This is a genomic window from Kitasatospora sp. A2-31 (genome assembly GCF_022288725.1).
Lineage (GTDB): Bacteria > Actinomycetota > Actinomycetes > Streptomycetales > Streptomycetaceae > Kitasatospora.
In genome coordinates, this window is sequence record NZ_JAKNTA010000001.1 from 537,290 (window position 1) to 552,802 (window position 15,513).

15 protein-coding genes are annotated in these 15,513 nt (G+C 72.6%); 6 read left to right on the forward strand and 9 right to left on the reverse strand.

The features are described from left to right. The first annotated feature begins 51 nt into the window (after positions 1-51). Entirely contained in the window at positions 52-435 is a 384-nt protein-coding gene (locus MCM47_RS02390; protein WP_238740448.1) for a GntR family transcriptional regulator, read from the forward strand. Positions 436-506: 71 nt separating this feature from the next. Here MCM47_RS02390 and MCM47_RS02395 read toward each other — a convergent pair whose 3' ends face one another. The 4 genes from MCM47_RS02395 to coxB form a co-directional block, all read right to left on the reverse strand. After that, positions 507-1,769, reverse strand: a complete 1,263-nt coding sequence (locus tag MCM47_RS02395; protein ID WP_238740450.1) for an Ig-like domain-containing protein — start codon at positions 1,767-1,769, stop codon at positions 507-509. Positions 1,770-1,937: 168 nt separating this feature from the next. Then, positions 1,938-2,354: a cytochrome c oxidase subunit 4 gene (locus MCM47_RS02400; RefSeq protein ID WP_238740452.1), complete on the reverse strand. Its 417-nt coding sequence runs from the start codon at positions 2,352-2,354 to the stop codon at positions 1,938-1,940. Then, positions 2,354-4,129 (reverse strand): cytochrome c oxidase subunit I, encoded by a 1,776-nt coding sequence (gene ctaD, locus MCM47_RS02405; RefSeq protein WP_374209051.1) that lies wholly within the window; start codon positions 4,127-4,129, stop codon positions 2,354-2,356. Before ctaD ends, MCM47_RS02400 begins: the two co-directional genes overlap by 1 nt. Beyond that, positions 4,126-4,980 carry a cytochrome c oxidase subunit II gene (gene coxB, locus MCM47_RS02410; RefSeq protein WP_238740454.1) on the reverse strand — a complete coding sequence of 285 codons (855 nt, stop codon included), beginning with the start codon at positions 4,978-4,980 and terminating at the stop codon, positions 4,126-4,128. The genes ctaD and coxB overlap by 4 nt, the downstream gene beginning before the upstream one ends. A 365-nt stretch (positions 4,981-5,345) precedes the next feature. On the opposite strand from coxB, the gene MCM47_RS02415 reads away from it, so the two are divergent. Further along, the gene (locus MCM47_RS02415) at positions 5,346-6,800 is read left to right on the forward strand and encodes an aminotransferase class V-fold PLP-dependent enzyme (protein ID WP_238740456.1); all 1,455 of its coding nucleotides are present in this window, start codon (positions 5,346-5,348) and stop codon (positions 6,798-6,800) included. A gap of 62 nt (positions 6,801-6,862) precedes the next feature. On the opposite strand, the gene MCM47_RS02420 is transcribed toward MCM47_RS02415, so the two are convergent. Further along, a complete protein-coding gene (locus MCM47_RS02420) occupies positions 6,863-7,840 on the reverse strand; it encodes a carbohydrate kinase family protein (RefSeq protein WP_238740458.1) in 978 nt (325 codons plus the stop codon). Between the two features lie 247 nt (positions 7,841-8,087). Between MCM47_RS02420 and MCM47_RS02425 the strand changes: the two genes are divergently transcribed. Together MCM47_RS02425 and MCM47_RS02430 are read left to right on the forward strand one after the other, a co-directional pair. Further along, a complete protein-coding gene (locus MCM47_RS02425) occupies positions 8,088-8,306 on the forward strand; it encodes a hypothetical protein (protein ID WP_238740460.1) in 219 nt (72 codons plus the stop codon). A 162-nt stretch (positions 8,307-8,468) separates the two neighbouring features. Then, the gene (locus MCM47_RS02430; protein ID WP_238740461.1) at positions 8,469-9,209 is read left to right on the forward strand and encodes a hypothetical protein; all 741 of its coding nucleotides are present in this window, start codon (positions 8,469-8,471) and stop codon (positions 9,207-9,209) included. Between the two features lie 70 nt (positions 9,210-9,279). On the opposite strand, the gene erpA is transcribed toward MCM47_RS02430, so the two are convergent. Further along, positions 9,280-9,633 carry an iron-sulfur cluster insertion protein ErpA gene (gene erpA, locus MCM47_RS02435; protein ID WP_238740463.1) on the reverse strand — a complete coding sequence of 118 codons (354 nt, stop codon included), beginning with the start codon at positions 9,631-9,633 and terminating at the stop codon, positions 9,280-9,282. Positions 9,634-9,877: 244 nt separating this feature from the next. Between erpA and MCM47_RS02440 the strand changes: the two genes are divergently transcribed. Beyond that, a complete protein-coding gene (locus tag MCM47_RS02440; RefSeq protein WP_238740465.1) occupies positions 9,878-10,762 on the forward strand; it encodes a GNAT family N-acetyltransferase in 885 nt (294 codons plus the stop codon). A 55-nt stretch (positions 10,763-10,817) separates the two neighbouring features. On the opposite strand, the gene MCM47_RS02445 is transcribed toward MCM47_RS02440, so the two are convergent. The 3 genes from MCM47_RS02445 to MCM47_RS02455 all read right to left on the reverse strand — a co-directional run bounded on the left by MCM47_RS02445 (position 10,818) and on the right by MCM47_RS02455 (position 14,042). Continuing rightward, entirely contained in the window at positions 10,818-12,185 is a 1,368-nt protein-coding gene (locus tag MCM47_RS02445; RefSeq protein ID WP_238740467.1) for an aspartate aminotransferase family protein, read from the reverse strand. A gap of 224 nt (positions 12,186-12,409) precedes the next feature. Then, entirely contained in the window at positions 12,410-12,874 is a 465-nt protein-coding gene (locus MCM47_RS02450) for an Lrp/AsnC family transcriptional regulator (RefSeq protein ID WP_238740469.1), read from the reverse strand. A gap of 244 nt (positions 12,875-13,118) precedes the next feature. Continuing rightward, positions 13,119-14,042, reverse strand: a complete 924-nt coding sequence (locus MCM47_RS02455) for an NADP-dependent oxidoreductase (RefSeq protein ID WP_238740471.1) — start codon at positions 14,040-14,042, stop codon at positions 13,119-13,121. A 219-nt stretch (positions 14,043-14,261) separates the two neighbouring features. Between MCM47_RS02455 and nadA the strand changes: the two genes are divergently transcribed. Continuing rightward, positions 14,262-15,443: a quinolinate synthase NadA gene (nadA, locus tag MCM47_RS02460; RefSeq protein WP_238740473.1), complete on the forward strand. Its 1,182-nt coding sequence runs from the start codon at positions 14,262-14,264 to the stop codon at positions 15,441-15,443. Positions 15,444-15,513: the final 70 nt, after the last annotated feature.

A 15,513-nucleotide genomic window follows, 5' to 3' on the forward strand; every position in this document is an offset into this window, starting at 1 on the left:
GGCGGCCCTCGGGCTTTCCCGTCCGTCCGCCACCCCTCGTCAGGAGCCATCGTGGAGCTGTCCGTCGACCCCGCCGCCGCCACTCCCCCGTTCGAGCAGATCCGGTCGCAGATCGCCGACCGGGCCCGCAGCGGCGAGCTGCCGACCGGGCTGCGGCTGCCCACCGTGCGGGCCCTGGCCGAGCAGCTCGGGGTGGCGGCCGGGACGGTCGCGCGGGCCTACCGTGAGCTGGAGGCGGACGGCGTGGTGGAGACGCACGGGCGGCGCGGGACGCTGATCGCCGCGACCGGGGACACCGGTCACCGGCTGGCCGCCGCGGCCGCCGCCGAGTACGCCGAGCGGGCCCGGCGCCTCGGGGTCCCGCTGGCGGACGCCCTGGCGGCCGCGCAGACCGCCCTGCGGCTGGCCTACGGGGAGCCGGACCGGCAGGGCTGACGGGACGGAGGAGGGCGCGGACCGGGCGGGCTCGCGGACCGGGCGGGGCGGCCCCGCCCGGTCCGCGGCGCTCAGACCTCCGGGCGGATCATCCCGGCGGCGGGGGCCCGGGAGGCCGGCGCCGTGGTGTTGACGGTCTGCCCGAGGGCGCTGTGCTTGACCCAGTCGGTCCAGGACACGTTCCAGTCGCCGAAGCCGTTGCCGAAGGGCTCCATGGTCGCGCCGTGGCTGTTGACCACCGTGACCAGGTCGCCGATCCGGGTGTTCTCGTAGAACCACTTGGCGTTCTCGGTGCTCATGCCCGTACAGCCGTGGCTGACGTTCGCCGAGCCCTGCGAGCCCACCGACCAGGGCGCCGCGTGCACGTACTCGCCGCTCCAGGTCACCCGGGTGGCCCACTCGACGTTCAGGTCGTACGACTCCGAACTGCCGGCGGCTATGCCGATCGTCTCGCCGCTCATCCGCACCTGGCGCTCCTGGCCGAGCACCACCTTGACGCCGTTGCGGGTGTCGAAGCCCGGCTTGCCGGTGGTCACCGGGATCGTCCGGACCACCTGGCCGTTGCGCTTGAGGGTGAGCTCGTGGGCCGCGGCGTCCACCACCGACTCCACCCGCTCCCCGATCCGCAGCGCCAGGGCGGCGCGGTCGCCGCCGTAGAGGCCGTCCGCGATCCGGCTGCCGGTGCCCCCGAAGACCAGGCTGACGGTGGTGCCGACGGGCCAGTACTCCTGCGGGCGGAAGTGCAGGTTCTTGTCGTCCACCCAGTACCAGCCGCCGGTGACGGCCGGCTGCGAGGTGACGGTCAGGGCGCGCTCGACCTCCTGGCGGGCCTGCGGGTCCTTGACCGCCTCGGAGAGCTGGACGGTGAGCGGCTGGCCGACCCCGTAGAGGCCGGTGCCGGAGGAGTCCGGGCCGAGCTTGGCCGTCAGCAGTCGCTGCGCGGCCTGGGTGGAGAAGGCCGAGGTGGTCTCACCGCGGCCGCCCTTGCCGTCGTCCGCGGCGATCCGGACGGTGTAGTCGGTGGCCGCCTTCAGCCGCCCGGTGGTCTGCCAGCTGCGCTGGTCCTGCGAGAGCGTCCCGGCCACCACCCGGCCGTCCGGGCCGACCACGGTGACGTCGGTGAGCCGGCTGCCGGCCACGGCGGTCACCGTGACGGGCTGGGACGGGTCCACCTTGCCCTCGGCCGAGACGTGGACGAGCGGGGCCGCGTCGACCTTGTGGACGGCCCCGGCGGAGTCGTCCTTGTCGCCCGACGTGCAGGCGGCCAGCGGGACCAGCACTGCGAGGGCCAGCGAGATGCTGCCTATACCTGCGATTCCGCGCCTGTCGGCCATGACCGCCTCCGAGGGTTCGCACGATTGATCAGATCGTAGGAACGGTGGGCTGCGGAGCGACATCCGGGGGAAGCGCCGTTGGGCCGGCGGAGTGAGGGCCTCACTCCGGGGACGCAACAGGGCCGGGCACCCCGTGCGGGATGCCCGGCCCTGTGCGAGGGACGGAACCTACTGGTTCTGGTTCTCGCCCCGGTAGAACTCGAAGACCCAGCCGAACAGGCCGATCAGGATGATCGGGATCGACCAGTAGAGCAGCCACCAACCGAAGATCACGCCCATGAAGGCGAGCGCGCCACCGATCGCGAGCGAGAGCGGCTGCCAGCTGTGCGGGGCGAAGAAGCCCAGCTCGCCGGCGTCGTCGGCGACCTCGGCCTCGGGGTTGTCACCCGCGCCGCTGTCCACCCGGCGGGCGGTGAAGGCGAGGTAGTACCCGATGAAGGCACAGAGGGCGAACGCCAGGAAGAGCGCCGTGGTACCGGCCGCCTCGATGCCGAGGTCCGAGTTGTTGGTCCACAGACCGTAGGTGATCGCCATCGCGAGGACGAAGACCGCCAGGCCGAGGAAGATCTTTCCCTGTTCCTTCATCAGGCGTCGCCCTCCTTCTTGCCCTTGCCCAGCTGCGGGTTGTCGTACTTCGCCGGGGTCACACCGGCGAGGTGCTTGGCCGGCTCACCGTGGTTCTCCAGGTAGTCCAGCGCGGCGATCTCCGGGTGGTGGAGGTCGAAGGCCGGGGATTCGGAGCGGATCCGCGGGAGGGTGAGGAAGTTGTGCCGCGGCGGCGGGCAGGAGGTCGCCCACTCCAGCGAGCGGCCGTAGCCCCACGGGTCGTCGACCTCGATCTTCTCGCCGTACTTGGCGGTCTTCCAGACGTTGTAGAGGAACGGCAGGATCGACAGACCGAGCAGGAACGAGCCGATGGTCGAGACGGTGTTCAGGGTGGTGAAACCGTCCGAGGCGAGGTAGTCGGCGTAGCGGCGGGGCATGCCCTCCGCGCCGAGCCAGTGCTGCACCAGGAAGGTGGCGTGGAAGCCGATGAACAGCGTCCAGAAGGTGATCCGGCCGAGGCGCTCGTCGAGCATCTTGCCGGTCATCTTCGGCCACCAGAAGTGGAAGCCGGCGAACATCGCGAAGACGACGGTGCCGAAGACCACGTAGTGGAAGTGGGCGACGACGAAGTACGAGTCCGAGACGTGGAAGTCGATCGGCGGGGAGGCGAGCAGAACACCCGTCAGACCGCCGAAGAGGAAGGTCACCAGGAAGCCGACCGTCCAGAGCATCGGGGTCTCGAAGCTCAGCGAGCCCTTCCACATGGTGCCGACCCAGTTGAAGAACTTCACACCGGTCGGGACCGCGATCAGGAAGGTCATGAAGGAGAAGAACGGCAGCAGCACCTGGCCGGTGACGTACATGTGGTGCGCCCACACCGTCACGGACAGACCGGCGATCGCGATGGTGGCCGCGATCAGGCCGGAGTAGCCGAACATCGGCTTGCGGCTGAAGACCGGGACGATCTCCGACACGATGCCGAAGAACGGCAGCGCGATGATGTACACCTCGGGGTGGCCGAAGAACCAGAAGAGGTGCTGCCAGAGCAGCGCTCCACCGTTGGCCGGATCGAAGACGTGTGCCCCGAACTTGCGGTCCGCCTCCAGGGCGAACAGCGCGGCGGCCAGCACCGGGAAGGCCAGCAGGACCAGCACGGCGGTCAGCAGGACGTTCCAGACGAAGATCGACATCCGGAACATCGTCATGCCGGGCGCGCGCATGCAGATGATCGTGGTGATGAAGTTGACCGCGCCGAGGATCGTGCCGAAGCCGGAGAAGGCCAGACCCATGATCCACATGTCGGCGCCGACACCCGGCGAGCGGACGGCGTCCGACAGCGGGGAGTAGGCGAACCAGCCGAAGTCGGCCGCACCCTGCGGGGTGACGAAGCCGGCCACCGCGATGGTCGAGCCGAACAGGTACAGCCAGTACGCGAACATGTTCAGACGCGGGAACGCCACGTCCGGGGCGCCGATCTGGAGCGGCATGATCCAGTTCGCGAAGCCGGCGAAGAGCGGCGTCGCGAACATCAGCAGCATGATCGTGCCGTGCATCGTGAACGCCTGGTTGAACTGCTCGTTCGACAGGATCTGGGTCCCGGGACGGGCGAGCTCGGCGCGCATGACCAGCGCGAGGATGCCGCCGATCAGGAAGAAGGCGAACGACGTGCCCAGGTACAGGGTGCCGATCGTCTTGTGGTCGGTGGTGGTCAGCCACTTGATGATGGTGGAACCCGGCTTGCGGGTCCGCTGCGCCCCGACCGTGACGGCCCCGGCGCCCCCGCCAGCCGCGGCGGGCTCGTTGAGGATGGTCACTTCTCTTCACTTCCCATGGTCGTGATGCCGGAGGGCACCGCGCCGGTCTGGCCCTTGGCCCGCAGCTCCGCCAGGTGCTTGTCGTAGTCGGCACGGTCGACGACCTTGACGTTGAACAGCATGCGCGAGTGGTCGGTGCCGCAGAGCTCGGCGCACTTGCCCATGTACTCGCCCTTGACGTTCGGGGTGACCTCGAACTGGTTCACCACGCCCGGGACGACGTCCATCTTCATCAGGAAGTTGACGGGCCAGAAGTCGTGGATGACGTCCCGGGAGGTCAGGACGAACTTCACCGACTCGTTGACCGGCAGGTACAGGGTCGGCACATCGGCCGGCGTGCCCACGTCGTAGGCGGCGTCCTTGTTGGCCGGGTCGGGCGTCTCGGTGTTCTCGTAGTTGAACGCCCAGCTCCACTGGAAGCCGACCACGTTGACCGTGTGCTGCGGCTTGGCGGAGATGGCGGTCAGCCTCGTCTCGTCGCGGGCGACGAAGTAGAAGAGGACCGAGACGATGATGATGGGGACCGCGGTGTAAAGCGCCTCGATGGGCACGTTGTACCGGGTCTGCGGGGGGATCTCCACGCCGGTGCGGCTGCGCCGGTGGAAGATCACGCTCCAGATGATCAGACCCCACATCAGTGCGCCGACCACCAGTGCCGCGATCCAGGACCCCTGCCACATGTGGAGGACCAGCGGCCCTTCCTCGGTGACGGGGCTTGGCATGCCAAGCCTGGGGAGGTCGTTGGCCGAGCAGCCGGTGGCGGTCGCGATGACGAGGCCCAGTGCCAGCGCCTGAGGCAGCTTCCGCCGCATCGTGCGCCGCGGCGAGCGGTCGGAGCCGTTGGGACTCACGTAGCGCCTTCCCGAAGTCTCGCCCGCCTTCGCGTCGCCCCGGAGAGGATTGGACCTCCCCGGCGACCCGACCACGGGCACGGTTTGAATGCTTATGCGGGCCAAACCCTACTCCAGCCTTATGCGCTGCTGACGGGCAGGTCCCGGTAACGCGCCGCCCGGTCGCCCGATCAGGCCCGGCAAGGGCTGCGTCGCAGGTCATCGTAGGCATTCGAGGCCCTTACGCCCGATCGGGGGATGACCTCGAACAACGTGGTGACGGCCCGTCCGGTGCGGACGAATCGGACATTCGGGTTGATCGACTGACGGCCGGTGAGTGGAGCGGCCGGACCGGAACGCGGCCGGGAGTGTCGTTAAATGTGACCGTGTACTTCGATGTGGCCTCCACCGCACCGCTCCACCCCGTCGCGCGGCAGGCGCTGACCGCCGCCCTGGACGAGGGCTGGGCCGACCCGGCCCGGCTCTACCGCTCCGGCCGGCAGGCGCGGATGCTGCTGGACGCCGCCCGGGAGACCGTCGCCGAGGTGCTCGGTGCCCGGGCCGACGAGATCTCCTTCACCCCCAGCGGGACCCAGGCCGTGCAGCTCGGGATGCTCGGCGCGCTGGCCGGCAACCGGCGGCGCGGCTCGCACCTGGTGCACTCGGCGGTCGAGCACTCCAGCGTGCTGCACACCGCCGAGCGGTGGGCGTCGCCCCGGCCGGAGGCCGGCGGAGAAGCGGCCGGCGGCTCGGTGACGGCCGTCCCGGTCGACCGGTACGGGCGGGTCTCCCCCGAGGCGTTCGCGGCCGCGCTGCGGCCGGACACCGCACTGGCCGTGCTGCAGTCCGCCAACCACGAGGTGGGCACGGTCCAGCCGGTGGCGGAGGTCGCCGAGCGGTGCGCGGACGTGCCGCTGCTGGTGGACGCGGCGCAGAGCGCCGGCCGTGTGGACGTCCCGGCCGGCTGGTCGCTGCTGGCGGCGAGCGCGCACAAGTGGGGCGGCCCGGCCGGGGTCGGCGTCCTGGCGGTGCGCAAGGGCGTCCGCTACGCCTCGCCGCTGCCGGCCGACGAGCGTGAGCGCGGCCGGGTGCCGGGGTACGTCAACGTCCCCGCGATCGTGGCCGCGGCCGCCTCGCTGCGGGCCGTGCGGGCCGAGGCCGAGCGGGAGAACGCCCGGCTGCACGCCCTGGTGGAACGGATCCGGACGGCGGTGCCGCGGCTGGTGCCCGAGGTGGAGGTGGTCGGCGACCCGGTACGGCGGCTCCCGCACCTCGTCACGTTCTCCTGCCTGTACGTCGACGGCGAGGTGCTGCTGACCGAGCTGGACCGGGCCGGCTTCGCCGTCTCCTCGGGCTCCTCCTGCACCTCGTCCACCCTGACGCCGAGCCACGTGCTGGCGGCGATGGGCGTGCTCACCGAGGGGAACGTCCGGGTGTCGCTGCCGTTCGGAGCGGCGGAGGAGGACGTGGAGCGGTTCCTGGCCGTGCTGCCCGGCCTGGTGGCCGGCGTCCGCGCCCCGCTCGGGCTGGACCTGCCCGCGCCGGCGGGCGCCGGGGCCGCCGGGGCGGCGCCGGAGGCCGCGCAGGCTCCGGGGCCGGCCGCCGACCTGGTGATCGACGCGCTCGGCAAGCGGTGCCCGCTGCCGGTGATCGAGCTGGCCAAGCGGATCGGCGACGTCCCCCCGGGCGGCACCGTCGCGGTGCTGTCCGATGACGAGGCGGCCCGGCTGGACATCCCGGCCTGGTGCGGGATGCGCGGCCAGGAGTACGTGGGCGAGGCCCCGGCCGGCGACTACGGCGCCGACCGGGGCGCGGCCTACCTGGTCCGGCGGTCCGCCTGACCGGTGCGCCTGACCGGTCCGCCCGAAGGCTCCCCCCGGGGCGGACCGGACCGGCCGGACCGCTACTTGACCAGGTGGGCCCGGATCTCGGCGGCGGCGTCGGCGCCGTAGGCGGCCTCGAAGCGCTTCAGGAAGGCCGACGGGCGCAGCTCGTACTCCTGGGTGCCGACGGTCTCGATCACCAGGGTGGCGAGCATGCAGCCCAGCTGGGCCGCGCGCTCGAGCTCCAGCTCCCAGGAGAGGCCCGCCAGGAAGCCGGCCCGGAAGGCGTCGCCGACGCCGGTCGGGTCGGTCTTGCTCTCCTCGGGGGCGCAGCCGACCAGCACCGGCGGCTCGCCCTTGCGGTCGATCCGGACGCCCTTGCTGCCGAGGGTGGTGATCCGGGTGCCGACGCGGGTGAGGATCTCCTCCGCGTCCCAGCCGGTCTTGGTCTCGATCAGCGCGGCCTCGTACTCGTTGGTGAACAGGTACGCGGCGCCGTCGACGATCTCCCGGATGTCGTCGCCGTCCAGGCGGGCCAGCTGCTGGGACGGGTCGGCGGCGAAGGCGTAGCCGCGGGTACGGCACTCCTGGGTGTGGCGCACCATGGCCTGCGGGTCGTCCGCGCCGATCAGCACGAGGTCCAGGCCGCCGACGCGGTCGGCGATCGGCTTGAGCTCGATGTTGCGGGCCTCCGCCATGGCGCCGGTGTAGAACGACGCGATCTGGTTGTGGTCCTCGTCCGTGGTGCACATGAAGCGGGCGGTGTGCCGGGTCTCGGAGATGTGGACGGACTGGCAGTCCACGTTGTTGCGCTCCAGCCAGCTGCGGTACTCGGAGAAGTCCGCGCCGGCCGCACCGACCAGGATCGGGCGGAGCCCGAGGACGCCCATGCCGAACGCGATGTTCGGGGCGACACCGCCACGGCGGATGTCCAGGGTGTCGACCAGGAAGGACAGCGACACGGTGTGCAGCTGCTCTGCGACGAGCTGGTCGGCGAACCGGCCGGGGAACGTCATCAGGTGGTCGGTGGCGATCGAGCCGGCGACGGCGATACGCACGGGAGGTCTCCTCAGGATGGCGGCATGGCCACGGAAAGCAGGGGGCGAACCCACCCACGGTACCCGGGACGGGGCGCACGACGGCAATACCGCCGCAGTTGGCACCCCCCGCCCTCGAACGTGTACTACCCCCGGGTAGCCCTGGTGGGGGTCCGGTGGTCGGCCTAGGGTCGCTGGCAGGGGCCGGTCCGGCCCCGACCGAGCCGCGGCAGCGCCGCCGCGGCAGCCTGGATCGGAGCCATGGCCGATGATGCCCAGTCAGCACCCGATGCGTGTTCCGGCCGCCCTGCGGGGCGATGCCGACGGCGAGACCCTGGACGCGCTGGTGGACTCCTCCCGGCAGCTGCGGCGGTTCTGGCCGCTGCTGGCGACCGGCCCCGAGCCCAGCGCCCCCGCGCCGGCCGGCTTCCGCGTCCCGTCCGGGGCGCAGCGCCTGGTCGCGGGCATGGCCGAGTACGGGATGTAGGCCGGTCCTGCGGGCCGGGTCCCCCGGGGCCGTCCAAGGGGGCACGGGGGGCTCGGCGGGGGCCGGGCGGGAACCACGGGAACCGGATCCGTCCGGGCCACGTCACATCCGCGCGGTGCGGCCGCCGAGGCGGTGCCGCTGAGCCCTCGGGAGGATGGACAGATGGACCTGACGGATCTGGAGCCGATGCCCCGGCGTACGAGCGGCGCGCGCGCTGACCGCCCGCGCGGGCGGCGGACGGCGGCGGTGGCCGCCCTGGTGCTGGCGGCGGCCGTCGCGGTGGCCGGGTGCGACGGCGACGGCGGCAAGTCCGCCGCGGAGTCGGCCACCCGCTCCTCGACGGCGTCCGCGAGCACCGCGGCCTCCCCCACCGCTCCGGCCTCCCCGGCGGCGCCGTCCGCCTCCGCCCCGGTGGCGCCCCCGTCGGCCGATCCCTCGGTGACCGCCCCCGACCCCCGGCCGGCGAGCCCCACGCCGGGCTCCGTCCCGCCGGTACCGGCGCTGACGCCGACGCCGGCGCCCACCCCGCCGCGCGAGGGCATCGCGGTCGGCGAGCCGGATCCGAACGGCAAGCCCGCGGTGCGCCCGGCGATCACCTACCGGGTGGACGGCAACCGGTTGACGGTCTGGTTCTACGGCGGGATCTGCGAGCGCTACGCGCTGAAGGCCGACGAGTCCAAGCCTGGCCGGGTGGACGTGCGGGTGACGCTGGCGGCGCCGATGCCGGCCGGCCAGAGCTGCGCCGAGCTCGCCAAGCGGCAGACCGTGGCTGCCGATCTGAAGCAGCCGCTCGCCGGGCGGACGGTGTTCGACGCCTCGAACGGCCAGGCCGTGCCGCTGGAGACCGACGCGGCCGCCGGGCCGAACCCGGACGGGGCCGGCCCGGACGTCGCCGGGCGGTAGCCGGGGCCCGGCCCGCAGGAACGGCGAAGGCGGCCCCGGAGGATCCGGAGCCGCCTTCGCCGTCTGCCGACTAGCTGAACGAGTCGCCGCAGGCGCAGGAGCCGGTGGCGTTCGGGTTGTCGATCGTGAAGCCCTGCTTCTCGATGGTGTCCACGAAGTCGACGGTCGCACCACCCAGGTACGGGGCGCTCATGCGGTCGGTGACGACCTTGACACCGTTGAAGTCCTTGACCACATCGCCGTCGAGCGAACGCTCGTCGAAGAAGAGCTGGTAACGCAGGCCGGAGCAGCCGCCGGGCTGGACGGCGACGCGCAGCGCAAGGTCGTCGCGGCCCTCCTGCTCCAGCAGGCCCTTGACCTTGGCCGCGGCGGCATCGGTGAGGAGGATGCCACTCTCGACGGTGGTCTCGTCCTGGACGGTCATCTGCTTTCTCCCGGTCTTGACGACGGTCTGCCGCCAGTACCAACCGATCGCCGTCCGGATTCATTTCCCGGGCGGCGCTGCTCTTCGGTGGTCTGCTGCGGCGGAATTTCCGTGGGCCGGGTGTGCACCGGCTCCCCTACTACGCTCCCCATGCTCGCACACCGGCGGGGCTCGGTCACCGCCCCGTGCGCCGATCCGGACGAACCGGCCCCCTCCGGGCGCCGCCGCGGCCAGGATGGTGGGCATGATCCTGCGACTGGTCCAGGACACCGCCGCCGATGCGGAGGCCGTCCAGCACCTCGCCCGTCTCGCGTTCGCCCCGTTCCCCGACGCCGGCCCCGGTGCTCCCGGCCCCGGCGGGCGGGACGCACCGCCGTCCGTGTACCAACCGGCCCGCACCAGACACCTGGTCCGCACCGACCCGCAGGGCTGCTGGCTGGCGGAGCGGGACGGCGAGCCGGTCGGCGCGGTGCTGTCGCTGCGCCGGGAGGGCCTGTGGGTCCTGGCCCTGCTCGCGGTGCGGCCGGAGGCCCGGGGCAAGGGCGTCGGGCGGCTGCTGCTGGAGCGGGCCGCCGCGCACGGCCGGGGCTGCCTGCGCGGGATGCTCTGCGCCTCGCCGTCGCCGGCGGCGGCCCGGCACTACCGCCGGGCGGGCTTCACGCTGCACCCGGCGATGCGGCTGACCGGGCGGGTGGACCGCTCGGGGCTGGTCGACCCCGGTGACATCCCGGTGCACCCGGGCAACGCCACCCACCGGCACCTGCTGGACTCGGTGGACCGCCGGCTGCGCGGGGCCGCGCACGGGTCGGACCACGAGCTGATGCTGGCCCACTTCGAGGAGTTGCTGGTCGCCGACGCCCTGGCGGGCAGCGGCTACTGCTACCGGGACGGGGGCGAGGTGAAGCTGCTGGCCGCCACCTCGAAGCGGATCGCCGTCCGGCTGCTGCGCGAGGCGCTGGCCAGGGTGCCGGACGGCGTCCCGGCCCGGGTCGAGTACCTGACCGCCGAGCAGGAGTGGGCGCTGGACGTCGGCCTGGAGGTGGGCCTGAGCGTGGAGACCCGGGGCTACCTGGGCCTGCGCGGGATGCGCCCGCCCGCCCCGTACCTGCCCGACGGCGGGCTGCTCTGAACGCCCGGGACCCCCGCCCGGGCGAGCCGGGCGGGGGTCCTCGGAGCGCGTCGGCTCAGGCCATGGTGTCCAGGATCTCCCGGACCATCTCCATCGTGGTGCCCGGGTGCAGGAAGGCGAAGCGGGCGACCGTCTCGCCGTCCCAGCCGGTCGGGGTGACGAAGCCGATCTGGTCCGCGAGCAGCTGCTGCGACCAGCGGTAGTAGTCGTCGTTGGTCCAGCCCTTGCGCTTGAAGCAGACCGCGGAGAGCTGCGGGTCGAACAGCAGCTCCAGGTGCTCGGTGTCGCGGATCAGCTGGGCGGTGTCCCGGGCCAGCTGGAGGCCGGTCTCGATGGCGTCGGTGTACGCCTGGGTGCCGTGCACGGCCAGCGAGAACCAGAGCGGCAGGCCGCGGGCGCGCCGGGTCAGGTGGTAGGCGTAGTCGGTGGGGTTCCACTCGTCGCCCTCAGTGTGCAGGACGTCCAGGTAGGAGGCGTCCTGGGTGTGCACGGCGCGGGCCAGCTGCGGGTTGCGGTAGAGCAGCGCGGCGCAGTCGAACGGGGCGAACAGCCACTTGTGCGGGTCGACCACGAAGGAGTCGGCGTGCTCGATGCCGTTGTAGCGGGCCCGGACGGACGGGGCGAAGAGGCCCGCGCCGCCGTAGGCGCCGTCCACGTGGAACCACATGTCGCGCTCGCGGGCGACCTCGGACAGGCCCTGGAGGTCGTCGACGATGCCCTCGTTGGTGGTGCCGGCGGTGCCGACGACGGCGATCACCGTCTCCGGGTTCGGGTCGGCGGCCAGCGCGGCGCGCAGCGCCTCGCCGGTGAACCGGCGGTTCACGGTGGGGACCTTGAAGGCCTCGACGCCGATGATGTTGAAGGTGTTCTTGACCGAGGAGTGCACCTGGTCGGCCACGGCGATCCGCAGCCGCGCCTCCGGACCGACGCCCAGGCGGCGGCGGGCGGTGTCGCGGGCGACCACCAGGGCGGAGAGGTTGCCGGCCGAGCCGCCGGAGACGAAGGTGCCGCCGGCCGTCCCGGGCATCCCGGCGCGGTCCGCTATCAGGCGCAGCACCTGGTTCTCGGCGGCGATCGCACCGGCCGCCTCCAGCCAGGAGATGCCCTGCAGCGAGGCGCAGGAGACCACCATGTCGAAGAGCAGCGCGGCCTTGGTCGGGGCGCACGGGATGAAGGACAGGTAGCGCGGGCTGTCCGCGGAGATCACCGCGCGGGACAGCTCGTGGTCGTAGAGCTTGAGCACGTCGGCCGGGTCGTTGCCGTCCGGGTTGAGCAGGCCGGCCAGCTGGGCGCGCAGGTGCTCGCCGTCACCGGGGTGGTCGAGCGGGACGGGGTCGTACTGCAGCCGCTCGCGCATGTAGTCGAAAACCAGGTCGACCAGTTCGCTGTCGGGCCGGTGCATGCGGTCGGGGGCTGCGGACACGGGTGTCCCTTTCAGCTGTGGGGGTCGGGGGCCGCCGGGCCGCGCGGGACGTCGCCACCGCGTTTGCCGGACGTGATCAGCGTAGGCAGCACCGGGCCCTCGCCGCGCGTCCGAACGCGGCTGGTCAGGCAGGTTTCGAGCGTCTTCGGCGGGGTCCGCGCAGGATTCCTGCGCGGGGCCCGGGTCGGGCCGTCCGGGGTCGGGGGCCGCCCGGCCTGGAGGGGTCAGCCGATCAGCTGGGAGAGCACCACGGAGGAGCGGCTGCGCTGGACGCCGGGCTCGCGGCGGATCCGCTCGATGACCGCCTCCAGGTGGCGCATGTCGACGGCCCGCAGGTGGACCAGGGCGTCCGGGTCGCCGGTGACCGTCCAGGCGGCGACCACCTCCGGGAACTGCCGCAGGCTGGCCAGGATCTCCTCGGGGGCGGTCCGCTCGCGGCAGTAGACCTCGACGAAGGCCTCGGTCTGCCAACCGAGCACCGACGGGTCGAGGACGACGGTGAAACCGCGGACCACCCCGCGCGCCCGCAGCCGGTCGATCCGGCGGCGGACGGCGGTGGCGGAGAGGTTCACCTGCAGGCCGATCTCGGCGTACGAGGCGCGGCCGTCGCTGCCCAGCCGGGCCAGCAGGAGACGGTCGGTCTCGTCGAGGTCGGCCCCGACCGTCTCGTGCGCTCGGCTGCTGCTCATCGGTGCGGGGCTCCACAGGTCGTACGGGATCGGCGGGTTGGGTCGGCGGGCCGAAGAAACGGTTCGGCACCATTCTGGCGGATGCCATGACCGAGTTCACGGCTTGCGCATGACCGCCGTGGGCGGTCCGCGGGTGACGGTCGGTCCGTTCCGGGCCGTTCACCGTCCGTGCCGGCCCGCGCCGTGTCCACGCCCTGTCCGCGCCCGACCGCACTCGGCCGGTCAACCGATCAACCCGTCGAGCTCACCCGGTCAGCAGGACGATCTTCCCGCGGGTGCGCCCCTCGGCGCTCAGCGCCTGGGCCGAGGCGGCCTGGGCGAGCGGGAAGGTCGAGGCGACGGTGACGGTGAGCCGACCCGCGTCGGCGAGCTCCGCCAGTTCGGCCAGCCCGGCGGCGTCCGGGCGGGCCCAGACGTACTGCCCGCCGAGCGCCCGCACCCCGTAGTCGGCCACCGACGCGATCCGGGCCGGATCGGCCACCAGGGTGGCCGAGAGCCCGGCCGCGCCGCCGCCGACCAGGTCGACGGCCGCGTCCACCCCGTCCGGGGCCAGTGCGCGGACCCGCTCGGCCAGGCCCTCGCCGTGGGCCACCGGCTCTGCGCCCAGCCCCCGCAGGTAGTCGTGGTTGCGTTCGCCCGCGGTGCCGATCACCCGGGCCCCGAAGGCCCGGGCCAGCTGGACGGCCAGGTGGCCGACGCCGCCGGCGGCGGCGTGCACCAGCACGGTGTCGCCGGCGCCGACCCGGACGGCCCGCAGCGCCTGCAGCGCGGTGAGCCCGGCCAGCGGCAGGCCGCCGCACTGCGCCCAGTCCAGGGCAGCGGGCCGGCGGGCCAGGGTGCGGACGGGCGCGGCGACCAGCTCGGCGTAGGTGCCGTGCTCGACGGTGTCCTTGCGGACGTAGCCGTAGACCTCGTCGCCGGGCTCGAACTCGGTCACCCCGCCGCCCACCGCACGGACCACCCCGGCCGCGTCCCAGCCCATCACCAGCGGGAAGTGCGCGTCGATCAGGCCGTCCAGCCGGCCCTCCCGGACCTTCCAGTCCACCGGGTTCACCCCGGCCGCCCTGACCTGCACCAGGACCGAGTCCGGCCCGACCTTCGGGTCCGGCAGCTCGGTGTACTCGACCACCTCGGGGCCGCCGTAGCGGCGGATCACGATTGCCTTCATGGGGCACAGCCATACCCGGCCGCCCGTGGATATCGCTCCGGCCACGCCGGACCCGGAGCATTTTCCTCCGGCCACCGGAGGGCACCGATCTGGCGAGCGGTTCTCGTCACATCGACAGGATGGCCATCGTCAGTCTGACGCTAACCGGTTATCATAGATAGCGTCAGATAGACGAGAAGGCTGCACCGACTGATCGGCCGCACAGAAGGGCACCCGCCCGTGACCACCACCACCGAGACCTACGGCGTCGACCCCGCTCCGACGCCGCTCGCTCTGCTGCTGCTCGGCCGCGAGGCCGACCCGAACAGCGAGCGCGGCGTCGAGTGTCCGGGAGACCTCCCCCCCGCCTCCGACCCGGACCTCGTCGAGCGCGCCCGGGCGGCCAAGGCCGCGCTCGGCGACCGCGTCTTCATCCTCGGCCACCACTACCAGCGCGACGAGGTCATCGAGTTCGCCGACGTCACCGGCGACTCCTTCAAGCTGGCCCGGGACGCGGCCGCCCGGCCCGAGGCCGAGTACATCGTCTTCTGCGGTGTGCACTTCATGGCCGAGTCCGCGGACATCCTCACCACGGACGCCCAGCAGGTCGTCCTGCCGGACCTCGCGGCCGGCTGCTCGATGGCCGACATGGCCACCGCCGAGCAGGTCGCCGAGTGCTGGGACGTGCTGACCGACGCCGGCATAGCCGACGTGACCGTCCCGGTCTCGTACATGAACTCCTCCGCCGACATCAAGGCCTTCACCGGCAAGCACGGCGGCACCATCTGCACCTCCTCCAACGCCAAGCGCGCCCTGGAGTGGGCGTTCGAGCAGGGCCAGAAGGTGCTCTTCCTGCCCGACCAGCACCTCGGCCGCAACACCGCGGTCCGCGAGATGGGCTTCTCGCTGGACGACTGCGTGCTCTACAACCCGCACAAGCCGAACGGCGGCCTGACCGCCGAGCAGCTGCGGGACGCCAAGATGATCCTCTGGCGCGGCCACTGCTCGGTGCACGGCCGGTTCTCGCTGGACTCGGTGAACGACGTGCGCGAGCGCATCCCGGGCGTCACCGTGCTGGTGCACCCCGAGTGCAAGCACGAGGTCGTCGCGGCCGCCGACATGGTGGGCTCCACCGAGTACATCATCAAGGCGCTGGACGCCGCCGAGCCCGGCTCCAAGTGGGCCATCGGCACCGAGCTCAACCTGGTCCGGCGCCTGGCCAAGGCCCACCCGGACAAGGAGATCGTCTTCCTGGACCGCGCGGTCTGCTTCTGCTCGACCATGAACCGGATCGACCTGCCGCACCTGGTCTGGGCGCTGGAGTCGCTGGTCGAGGGCCGGGTGCCGAACGTGATCACCGTGGACCCGGAGACCGAGAAGTACGCCAAGGCGGCGCTGGACCGGATGCTCGCCCTGCCGTAGCCCACCCCGCTCCCGTCGTCACGCGACAAAGGGCGGGCCCCCTCCGTGCGGCGAATTCGAGGGGTCGTTG